The organism is Terasakiella pusilla DSM 6293 (assembly GCF_000688235.1).
GTDB lineage: Bacteria > Pseudomonadota > Alphaproteobacteria > Rhodospirillales > Terasakiellaceae > Terasakiella > Terasakiella pusilla.
Map to the genome: position 1 here is coordinate 130,646 of NZ_JHYO01000009.1, position 10,804 is coordinate 141,449.

General features: G+C 51.1%; 8 protein-coding genes. 3 read left to right on the forward strand and 5 right to left on the reverse strand.

What is annotated here, in order from left to right; all coding sequences use genetic code 11:
• Positions 1-2,154: an RNA degradosome polyphosphate kinase gene (locus Q397_RS0108090; protein WP_038013111.1), complete on the reverse strand. Its 2,154-nt coding sequence runs from the start codon at positions 2,152-2,154 to the stop codon at positions 1-3.
• Between the two features lie 160 nt (positions 2,155-2,314).
• On the opposite strand from Q397_RS0108090, the gene Q397_RS0108095 reads away from it, so the two are divergent.
• On the forward strand, positions 2,315-2,830 hold the full coding sequence (locus tag Q397_RS0108095) for a SixA phosphatase family protein (protein ID WP_028878990.1): 516 nt from the start codon (positions 2,315-2,317) through the stop codon (positions 2,828-2,830).
• A 1-nt stretch (position 2,831) separates the two neighbouring features.
• Here the strand turns inward: Q397_RS0108095 and Q397_RS0108100 are convergent, their stop codons facing one another.
• Positions 2,832-3,206, reverse strand: a complete 375-nt coding sequence (locus Q397_RS0108100) for a hypothetical protein (RefSeq protein ID WP_028878991.1) — start codon at positions 3,204-3,206, stop codon at positions 2,832-2,834.
• A 98-nt stretch (positions 3,207-3,304) separates the two neighbouring features.
• Between Q397_RS0108100 and pyk the strand changes: the two genes are divergently transcribed.
• Both pyk and Q397_RS0108110 read left to right on the forward strand, forming a co-directional pair.
• Positions 3,305-4,720, forward strand: a complete 1,416-nt coding sequence (gene pyk / locus Q397_RS0108105) for a pyruvate kinase (RefSeq protein ID WP_028878992.1) — start codon at positions 3,305-3,307, stop codon at positions 4,718-4,720.
• A gap of 3 nt (positions 4,721-4,723) precedes the next feature.
• Positions 4,724-5,599 (forward strand): AEC family transporter, encoded by an 876-nt coding sequence (locus tag Q397_RS0108110; protein WP_028878993.1) that lies wholly within the window; start codon positions 4,724-4,726, stop codon positions 5,597-5,599.
• A gap of 78 nt (positions 5,600-5,677) precedes the next feature.
• On the opposite strand, the gene Q397_RS0108115 is transcribed toward Q397_RS0108110, so the two are convergent.
• The 3 genes from Q397_RS0108115 to Q397_RS0108125 form a co-directional block, all read right to left on the reverse strand.
• Positions 5,678-9,148: an indolepyruvate ferredoxin oxidoreductase family protein gene (locus Q397_RS0108115; RefSeq protein WP_028878994.1), complete on the reverse strand. Its 3,471-nt coding sequence runs from the start codon at positions 9,146-9,148 to the stop codon at positions 5,678-5,680.
• Positions 9,149-9,395: 247 nt separating this feature from the next.
• Positions 9,396-10,508 carry an HD domain-containing phosphohydrolase gene (locus Q397_RS21615; protein ID WP_038013113.1) on the reverse strand — a complete coding sequence of 371 codons (1,113 nt, stop codon included), beginning with the start codon at positions 10,506-10,508 and terminating at the stop codon, positions 9,396-9,398.
• Positions 10,509-10,526: 18 nt separating this feature from the next.
• Positions 10,527-10,804: IS5/IS1182 family transposase (locus tag Q397_RS0108125; RefSeq protein WP_028878995.1), on the reverse strand; the 278-nt coding region annotated here is incomplete at its 5' end.

A 10,804-nucleotide genomic window follows, 5' to 3' on the forward strand; every position in this document is an offset into this window, starting at 1 on the left:
TTATTCCAACATCAGCTTCTTAAGGCTGCGGCCTTTCTTTTTTAAGGCAGTCCCGCTGCCGGAAAGGCTGGGATTTGTCATAAAATAGTTGTGACAGGAAAAGGCGGTTTCATCAGCTTTGACCCGTTCGAAGGTCGTATCAGACTTTAACACCCATGTTTGTGCTTCGTCTTTTACGTTTGCAACCATGATCTGGTCAAGGATTTGGCGATGAACTGTCTCTGTTTCAATAGGAATGAGGGTTTCCACGCGACGGTCAAGGTTACGTGGCATCCAATCCGCTGAGGAAATGTAGATTTTTGCTTGCGGGTTTGGCAGCTTGCCCCCGTTGCCAAAGCAGACAATGCGCGAATGTTCAAGGAAGCGACCCACAATACTTTTGACGCGGATATTTTCTGACAGCCCCGGTACACCCGGTCGTAAGCAGCAAATCCCGCGGATTACCAGATCGATCTGCACACCCGCTTGGGAGGCTTCGTAAAGGGCGTCAATGATCTTCGGATCCACAACCGAGTTCATTTTCGCCCAGATCGCAGCCGGTTTATTGGCTTTGGCGTTGGCGATTTCGTTGTCGATGCCTTTCAGGATGCTGTTGCGTAGCGTCAACGGAGAATATTCCATCTTCTCCATTTTCTCCGGCTCGGCATAGCCTGTCATATAATTAAACAGCTTGGTCGCATCACGACACAAGGCCGGATCACACGAGAAGAAGGACAGGTCGGTATAGATCTTCGCCGTGATCGGGTGGTAGTTCCCCGTTCCAAGGTGAACGTAGGAGCGCAAGGAGTCCCCTTCCCGACGCACCACGAGGTTGATTTTTGCGTGGGTCTTTTTGTCCACAAAACCATAGACCACCTGTGCGCCTGCGCGTTCAAGGTCACGTGCCCAGCGGATATTGGCTTCTTCATCGAAGCGGGCTTTCAACTCGACCATGGCTGTGACCGATTTGCCAGCTTCCGCAGCCTCCATCAAAGCCTTAATGATAGGGGAGTTATTGGACGTTCGATAAAGTGTCTGTTTAATCGCAACCACATCGGGGTCGCGGGCGGCTTGCAGGACAAACTGCACAACCGCATCGAAGCTTTCATAAGGGTGGTGGACCACAAAATCTTTTTTGCGGATCGCGGCAAAACAGTCGCCCCCAAAGTCACGGATCCGCTCGGGAAAGCGGACGTTGTAGGGTTTGAATTGCAGGTCGGGACGTTCATCCGCGATCAGTTCTTTGGTATCGGCAAGCCCCAACAAACCATCCAGAATGAAGCTGTCTTCATCACTGACACCCAACTCATCGATCACAAGTTCACGTAATTCGTCTGACATCTCGGAGTCGATGGATAGACGGATGACGGACCCGCGGCGGCGGCGTTTCAGGGCGCTTTCAAAGGTGCGGACCAGATCTTCTGCTTCTTCATCAATTTCCATTTCGCTATCACGAATGACTTTAAACAGGCCGGAGGAAATCACTTTAAAATTCGGGAACAGGCGAGGCAGGAACAAGTCGATCAATTGTTCCATCGGCATAAAGCGGATGGTCTTGCCATAATCAGGCAGGCGCACAAAACGGGGCAGCATTTGTGGCAGCGGCACCATCGCTTTCAACTGTTCCTGATCGATTGTCGATTCCAGAGAGAACATCATCGCAAGGCCCAGGTTCGGAATGAACGGGAACGGGTGCGCCGGATCAATCGCAAGCGGGGTTAGGGACGGAAAAATCTGCTGCATGAAATGTTCTTCAAGCCACGGAATATCGCGCTTGGGCACATCATAGCTCTTGAGCACCTTGATGCCTTCCTTGAGCATCAGGCCGCGCAGGGTGCGATAGCGCGCTTGTTGACCAAGTACGAGGGAGTTGGCCGCTTTGTGAATCTCCGCGAGTTGCTGGGCAGGGCTCAGGCCGTCGTAGCTCAGAGATTTGATCCCGGCGTGAACCTGACCGTTAAGACCCGCGACGCGGACCATGTAAAATTCATCCAGATTGGCAGCGGAAATGGAGAGAAAGCGCAGGCGTTCCAGCAGCGGATGGCGGGGGTTGTCCGCTTCTTCCAGCACACGTGTGTTAAAGGACAGCCAAGACAATTCCCTGTTGATGAAACGTTCCGGGGAGTCCATAGTGATTTGGGTCGGGAGTTGTGATTTTCCTATCTGCGCATTCATGTGATTATTCCCCCTTCGATATTGGATAAAATGACCGCCTGATTTAGATTTTGTTCCTTATATAGACCAAGTCTTGTGCGGTGAAATCTTAAAAGATGAAACTTTTATGATACTGGCCTATCTATAACAAACTATAGCGCTAAATTGCAAAGGCAACCACATGAAAAATCTTTTACTTTTGCGCCATGCGAAGTCCTGTTGGGAAAATCTTTCGCTGGTTGATTTTCAACGCCCCTTAAACGATCGTGGGCGTGAAGCGGCTCAGCGGATGGCGGCTTATTTGGGGGACCATATGCCATTGCCGGACCATGTGGTGTGCTCGACGGCTCAACGCACCCGCGAAACGCTAAGCGCTCTTGTCAAAGTTTATGCCAATGACTATCAGCTGGATTTTAGGCGAGACCTATATATGCCGACACCGACCCGGTTGATGGGCGTTATTCAGGCCAGTGATCCAGAGGTGGAAACCTTGATGATCGTTTCACACAATCCGGGATTGGAGGAGCTGGCGTGCGTTCTGTCCAAGGACCCGCGTGGGGAACAGATGCAGGATATGCTGACGAAATATCCAACGGCAGCTTGCGCCCACTTTCGCTTTGAAGCGGAGGATTGGACGGATGTCAAAATAGGGCAGGGGCATCTGGTCAAATTTATCAAGCCGCGCGCACTGGATTAGTTCAGATATCCTTGCCCGTTATGGCGCGGATGGCGGTCAGGTAAAGTTTGACACGGCTTTCGTCATCCAGGTCTTCCAGTATCTTTGCTTTTTGGCGTTTGACCCGTTGGGCGGACTCGATCAGGGCGCGGCGTTCGGGCGTCATTTTTTTGGAAGCTTCTGCTTTTACAGCCTCCAAGAGCTCTTCATTCTGGAGCAGCAGATCATCCATTTTCTGACCGCTGTTTTCAAGTTTGTTGATGGCATCGTCAAGGGCCACGCCGGCGACGGTGCGATAATCATCCGTTTCTTTTCTTTTTTCTTTTTTGCTTGGCTTTTGATCGGGCTTTTTACCGAGGGCTTTCCCAAGCAACTTTTTCTGCAAGGACTCAAACATGGCGATATGTGTGACAACTCTGTTAAGTTTGATTGATTTTGACAGTGTAGCATGAATATATTGTAGTAATCTAAATCCATCTCGCTATTGTGGAAACCATGAAAAGATCTCGTAACGCAAAAATTATCGCCACGCTCGGTCCAGCAAGCTCGACCCGTGCGCGTATCGAACAGTTGTTTAAAGCCGGTGCCGACGTGTTCCGCCTCAACTTCTCCCACGGCAGCCATGAAGACCACAAGGACCGCTACGATGCGATCCGGGATGTGGAAAAAGAACAGGGGCGCCCGATTTCTATCATGGCGGACCTGCAAGGTCCAAAATTGCGACTGGGCACATTTAAGGATGGCTCCGTGCTGTTAGGTGTGGGGCGTCGCTTCCGTCTTGATCTGGATAAAACGCCAGGCGACGTGACGCGCGCACCGCTGCCGCACCCCGAAATTTTTGAAGTTCTGGAACCGGGCATGACCCTGTTGCTGGACGATGGTAAAATGCGCCTCAAAGTTCTTGAGTGCGGCAAAGATTTTGCTGAAACCGAAGTGATGGTCGATGGCACCTTGAGTGATCGCAAGGGGGTAAACGTCCCTGATGCGGTTTTGCCTTTGTCTGCCATGACGGAAAAAGATATTGCGGATCTTAAGTTCGCCTTGTCGATCAATGTGGACTGGATTGCCTTGTCCTTCGTGCAGAAGTCGGGCGACATCCGCGAAGCCCGCAAGTTGATCGGTAAAAAAGCGTCCATCATTGCGAAGTTGGAAAAGCCGTCTGCCATTGATGACCTGGAAGATATCGTGGCCTTGAGCGACGCTGTCATGGTTGCGCGTGGGGACTTGGGTGTTGAATTGCCGCCGGAAGATGTGCCGATGCTGCAAAAACGTATCATCACCACCGCGCGTCAACAAGGAAAGCCGGTTATTGTGGCAACGCAGATGCTGGATTCTATGGTGAGTGCACCTGCCCCAACCCGCGCGGAAGCTTCTGACGTGGCGACGGCGATCTATGATGGCTCGGATGCGGTCATGTTGTCTGCGGAAACGGCAGCGGGTGACTATCCGGTTGAAACGGTCGAGATTATGGACCGTATCATCCAGCGTGTGGAAGGGGATCCGTTATGCAAACGCATGCGCGATACAGACCGTATTATCCCGGAAGCGACAGAAAACGATGCCATCAGTGCCGCTGCGCGTCAGGTCGCCCAGACGATCGGTGCCAAAGCGATTGTAACCTATACAACAACGGGCTCTACTTCTTATCGTGTGGCGCGAGAACGACCGGAAACGATGATCTTGAGCTTGACGCCAAAGATTGAAACTGCGCGTAAGCTGGCTTTGTGCTGGGGGGTGCATTCTGTGGTGACGCAGGACGCAGCAGACTTTAGCGCCATGGTGAAGGGCGCGCGCAAAGTGGCGAAGGCGGAAAAAATCGGTCAGCGTGGGGATACGCTGGTTGTGACCGCGGGTGTCCCGTTTGGTACACCGGGGGCGACGAACATTTTACGTATTGCGAGCATCAGTTAATCCATGTTTTCCGAAATTTTCTCCATTCTTGCCCCGGTCTTTGTTTGTGTAGGGATTGGGTATGGGTGGTCTAAAAGTGGTCGCGCTTTTGACACACCCATGGTGACAACGATCGTAACTTATTTTGCCACACCCAGTCTGGTGTTTTATGCCCTGTCCAAGGTAGAGCTTGATACCTCTATGCTGTGGGATATGGGGATTGCAGCGCTGGCGGCAAATGTGGCTTTCGCGGTGATCGGGGGGATTATTTTGGCGATCTTTGGGTTGCCGCAACGGGCATTTTTACAAGCACTGACATGGCCTAATGTCGGGAATGTGGGGTTGCCGCTTTGTTTGCTGGCCTTTGGCGACGAAGGTCTGGCTTTGGCGGTTGCGTTCTTTACCGTTTATGTGGTGTTGCAGTTAACGGTCGGGGTCGCTTTTGTTTCCGGCAGTTTTACGCCCAAGTCTTTGATTAAAATGCCGATCATTCCGGCAACGATTCTGGCCTCTCTTTTTCTGTTTACAGATTTAACGGTACCTGAATGGCTGTTTAACACAACCAAACTGGTGGGGGATTTAACGATCCCATTGATGCTCTTTACGCTTGGGGTGTCGCTTGCCAGTTTACAGGTGGGCAGCTTGAAAACCGCTTTCGGACTGTCCGTCCTGCGTTTGGGGATGGGCTTTGGTGTTGGTGTCGGCTTGGCCTATATCTTGGGCCTTAGCGGTCCGGCTGCGGGTGTTGTAATCCTGCAATGCGCGATGCCGGCGGCGGTCTTCTGTTATCTGTTTGCCCAGCTTTATGATCAGCGCCCGCAAGAAGTTGCGGGTCTGGTCATTGTCTCGACCTTTATGGGGTTTGCGGCTTTACCGGCCTTGCTGTGGTATGTGCTGTAAGCGATAAAAGCGACAGTGAATAAAAGAAAGCCCCGAAGGTAACTTCGGGGCTTTTCGTTTGGGTGTGGGCCGTTGATTTTATTCTGCGGCTGTCTTGGTGACATCGCCTTTTCTAAAGATCGCCATCAGCTTTTCTTCTTTGGCTTTGACCTCCTTGACCGCCTTTTCTTTCACGTGACCGAAACCACGGATATCACGGGGTAGGTCAGCGATTTTAATTGCCAGCTCATGGTTGTCTTTACGCAGGTTCTGACATAGTTCTTCAAGCACACCCATATATTCAGAGATCAGGGCGCGTTCCATTTTACGCTCTGCGGTTTTACCGAAGATATCGAACTTGCCGCCGCGCAGATGTTTGAATTTCGCCATCATGTTAAAGACGTTCAGCATCCACGGACCATATTCTTTCTTTTGTAGATGACCGGTCTTCTGGTCTTTATCTGCCAACAATGGCGGGGCGAGGTGGAAGGTCAGTTTATAGCCATCCTCGAACTGTTCTTGCAGTTTCTTTTTAAAGGCAGGATCGCTATAGAGACGCGCAACCTCATATTCATCTTTATAAGACATCAGCTTGGCAAGGACGTGGGCGGCGGATTTGGTCAGTTGTTTGCTGCCTGTGCCCAGTTCTTCTTCTGCCTTACGCACGCGTTCTACAACGGACAGGTAACGTTTGGCATAGGCGGCGTCCTGATAGTTGGTCAGATGTTGCATGCGATGTTTGATCAATTCGTCCAGATCCGTCTGGATGAATTGCGGGTTCTCATCGACGACCAAAGCAGACAGGGCGTCCATATCGTGTGCCGCCCAGCGACCCAGATTAAACGCACGTTTGTTGAAGTCGATGGCAACGCCGTTCAGTTCAATCGCTTTTAAGATGGACGCCTCAGCAAGCGGAATAAAGCCCATCTGATACGCATAACCGACAACAAACAGGTTAGACCCGATGGAGTCCCCCAAAAGTTTAGTTGCCAGATGGCTTGCATCAAAGAACCAGCTATCCCCTTCAGCGACAGCTTCCGCGATGGATTGCTTCATGCTTTCCAGTGGGAAGGGGGCGTCACGGTTGACGGCAAAGTCCGGTGTCATGACTTTATGGTCGTTGATGATGGCTTTGGACTGACCGGCTTTTAGTTTCGCGAGACCGTCAAAGCTGGCGGACGTCACCAGATCACACCCCAGCATCAAGTCAGCTTCCCCCGCCGGAATTTTAACCGCATGGATATCATCCGGTGCGTTTGCCAGACGGATGTGAGAAATCACCGACCCGTTCTTTTGCGCCAAACCCGCCATATCAAGGACGGAGACACCTTTCTGTTCGATGTGGGCGGCCATACCTAATAAGGCGCCAATGGTCACAACGCCTGTCCCACCGATCCCGGTGACGACGATGGAATATGTTTCGTCAGTGGAGGGCAGGGTCGGTGTTGGCAGTTTTGCTGGATCAAACTTATCAAGCTGGTTGCTGCCTTCTTTTTTGCGCAGTTTCGCCCCATTGACGGAAACAAAGCTTGGACAGAATCCCTTTACGCATGAAAAGTCCATGTTACAGGTGGATTGATCGATTTGGCGTTTACGGCCCAACAGAGTTTCTTTTGGGGTGATGGACACACAGTTTGATTTTTCGCCACAGTCGCCGCAGCCTTCACAGACTGCATCGTTGATAAACAGGCGATGGTTTGGTGTTGGCGCTTTGCCGCGTTTACGCATGCGGCGCATCTCTGTCGCACAGTGCTGATCATAGATCATGACCGATACGCCTTTCCAGTTGCGCAGTTCGCGCTGGACTTCATCCAGATCGTCGCGATGATGGAAAGTGACGTGCGGCGCAAAGGCGGTACGGCTTGGGTATTTGTTGGGATCATCGGCCACAATGGCGATCCGTTGCACGCCTTCGCCGTCCAGCTGTTTGGTGATGCCCTGAATGGTCAGCGGGCCATCAACCGGTTGTCCGCCTGTCATCGCAACGGCTGCGTTAAACAGGATCTTATAGGTGATGTTGACTTTCGCCCCCAACGCCTGACGGATGGCCAGCAGGCCGGAATGGTAATAGGTGCCGTCGCCAAGGTTGGCAAAGACGTGATTTTCGTCTGTAAAGTGGCTTTGGCCGACCCACGGCACACCTTCACCGCCCATTTGGGTAAAGGTCTGTGTGGTTTCTGCGCGCACCCATGTCGCCATGTAGTGACAGCCAATGCCCGCCATCGCACGCGATCCGTCCGGTACGCGTGTGGAGGTGTTGTGCGGACAGCCAGAACAGAATGTGGGCGTGCGGGTGGTGGTCAGGCGTGGTTTTGCGAGTTCTTTTTCTTTTGCATCCAGCCAAGCCAGACGTTTTTCGATTTTTTCATCGCAATAGTATTTTTTGACCCGTGCGGCAATGACGCGGGCGATGCGGGCAGGGGACAGTTCGTTCGCGCTTGGCAAAATCCATTCGCCTTTTTCATCAAACTTGCCGATGACGCGGGGGCGAACTTGTTCATCCCAGTTGTAAAGCTGTTCTTTCAACTGGTTTTCAATGACGGCGCGTTTTTCTTCAACGACCAGAATTTCATCCAGGCCTTTAACGAATTCTTTGATGCCTTCCGGCTCCAGCGGCCAAGGCATGCCGACTTTGTAAAGACGGATACCAAGCTGAGCTGCGCGGTCTTCATCGATCCCCAAATCTTCCATGGCTTGCAGTACGTCTTGGTAAGATTTACCCGACGTGATGATGCCAAGGGTGGCTTGTGGGTTGTCGATGGTGATTTTATCGATCTTGTTGGCGCGTGCAAATGCGATTGCCGCGTAAAGTTTATATTTTTGCAGGCGGTATTCCTGTTCCAATGGCTTGTCGGGCCAACGGATATGCACGCCGCCGTCAGGGAATTTAAAATCGGGATAGACGGTTTTGATACGGTTCGGGTCCACGTAAACGGAGGCAGAGGCATCGACTGTTTCTGAAATGGTCTTCATCGCCACCCAACAGCCAGAGAAACGCGACATTTCCCAGCCCAGAACACCGTAATCCAGAAATTCCTGAACGCTGGATGGGTTCAGGACCGGAATTTGCGCATCCATAAAGGCATATTCGGACTGACAGGGGATGGTAGACGATTTACAGTTATGGTCATCACCCGCAAGGGCGAGAACGCCGCCATGTTTGGCGGTGCCTGCATAGTTTGCATGTTTAAAGACATCGCCGGATCGATCAACGCCAGGCGTTTTGCCGTACCACATGCCAAAGACGCCATCATATTTGGCCCCTTGGAATAAGCCGACCTGTTGCGAGCCCCAAACAGCCGTCGCGCCCAATTCTTCGTTGACGCCGGGTTCAAACTTGATGTGCTTGTCTTCGATATATTTTTGGGCACTCCAAAGTTCGCGGTCCAGATTGCCAAGTGGCGATCCACGGTAGCCTGAAATGAAACAGGCCGTATTGAGGCCGTTCAGCAGGTCGCGTTGTCTTTGAAGCATAGGCAGACGAACAAGGGCTTGGGTACCGGTCATATAGGCCTGTCCGGTTTCCAGCGTGTACTTGTCCGATAGACTTACGTCGCGCATGTCGTTCATTTTCGTCTCTCATCCCTGTGATTTCTTTATATGTAAGTATCAGGGGAGGAATTGCAAAATATCAAGTAGGTAAGTGATGCTGACCTAAAAATCGCAATAAACAGATTAAGTATTTATACTTTGCGGAGAAAAATTATAACGATGGTTGGGTATCTGTACGATTATTTCGCCTTCGCCTGTGCAAAAACCTCTTTTGCATTTGCTCAAAATGGTTGAGAACCGAACAGAATCTCTCTTCGGGTCGGGTTCAGCCCATGTAATCTTCGCCAAACTCGGTCTGAATGGTGATCACTTGATCCATATGGTTGGCAAGGGAGGTGACACATTCTTTGTCCAGTCGCACGCCAGCTTCCACCATCAAGGTATTGAGGGCGCGCTGGTTGCTCCAGCCTTCTTTATAAGGGCGTTTGCTGGTGAGGGCATCGAAGATATCAGCGACGGCAACAATGCGGGCTTCCAATGGGATTTCCTCGCCCTTTAACTGGTTTGGATAGCCGGACCCGTCCATGGCTTCATGGTGGCCCATCACGATATTGTAGAGCATATCAAAGTGATTGAGGCTATCTAGACCAAATTGTTTTGCCATCACTTGAACGATCTCGCCCCCTTTGGTGACATGGGTTTTCATGATGTCATATTCTTCGGGGGTGAGTTTGCCCGGTTTTAGCAAAATTTCATCGGGGACAGCGACTTTGCCCACATCATGCAGCGGGGCAAATTGGAAGATATATTCAACCCAGTCATCTTCTTTGCCGTGGCGCTGGGCCAAATCTTTGGCGATGATACGGGCGTAACGCGACATTCTCTCCAAATGGTTGCCGGTTTCTTCGTCGCGTTGACGGCTGAACTCTCTCGCGGTTTGCACTGCGCCGCGAAAGGTCTTGAGGTGTTGCAGCTCGTTGATGACGAGCAGGGAGATCACGCCGCTGTATGCCACCAGTGAGGATAAACGTCCCTCAGAGAAATAGCCTTTTTCCGGTGAGTTAAAGAATAAAAAACCAAAGAGGTTGCCATTAAATCGAATGGGCAGCGTCATGCTGGACAAATAGCCGCTTTGCTGGAGCTTTGCCGTGTGCGGGTTGTCGCTGGAAAAGACGCTGAGATCATCAATGATGCGAGGCTCTGTCTCTTTCGCAATCTCCAACAGGGACTTGGCTTTGTTTAAGGGAGATTCGTAAAAGCTGATCGGGGATTGGCCATCCGTACTATGGGCAAATGTTTTCAATATGTCGGTTTCGCGGTCATAAACCGCCACAGCAATGCGACATAAGGCCGGATGAACGGTTCTGATTTGCTCGTGAATTTGACAGAGTCTCTCACCGATAGAGAGCTTGTCTTTATCGAGTACTTTTTGCAGCATTTCCCCTAGGCCCTAGACTCATAAATTTTTTATCCAAATGCGAACTGATGCCAGTTTAACAGCAGCGAGGAAATTCTCAGGGTTCTTATCATAACGTGTGGCAATGCCTCTGAATTGCTTGAGTTTGTTGAAGAAGCGCTCAACCAAGTTTCTGTAGCGGTAAAGGAATTTGCTAAAGGCAAAAGACTTTCGTCGATTGCTTTTAGGTGGGATATTTGCCCATGCTTTTTTATTTTCAGCCAATTGCCGAATAGCATCGCTGTCGTAGGCTTTATCGGCCAAAAGAATTGTGCCTT

Bases quoted from the DNA above. Each gene is read 5' to 3' on its own strand.
- Q397_RS0108090 (WP_038013111.1), bottom strand. From the start codon at position 2,154: ATGAATGCGCAGATAGGAAAATCACAACTCCCGACCCAAATCACTATG.
- Q397_RS0108095 (WP_028878990.1), top strand. From the start codon at position 2,315: ATGAAAAATCTTTTACTTTTGCGCCATGCGAAGTCCTGTTGGGAAAAT.
- Q397_RS0108100 (WP_028878991.1), bottom strand. From the start codon at position 3,206: ATGTTTGAGTCCTTGCAGAAAAAGTTGCTTGGGAAAGCCCTCGGTAAA.
- pyk (WP_028878992.1), top strand. From the start codon at position 3,305: ATGAAAAGATCTCGTAACGCAAAAATTATCGCCACGCTCGGTCCAGCA.
- Q397_RS0108110 (WP_028878993.1), top strand. From the start codon at position 4,724: ATGTTTTCCGAAATTTTCTCCATTCTTGCCCCGGTCTTTGTTTGTGTA.
- Q397_RS0108115 (WP_028878994.1), bottom strand. From the start codon at position 9,148: ATGAACGACATGCGCGACGTAAGTCTATCGGACAAGTACACGCTGGAA.
- Q397_RS21615 (WP_038013113.1), bottom strand. From the start codon at position 10,508: ATGCTGCAAAAAGTACTCGATAAAGACAAGCTCTCTATCGGTGAGAGA.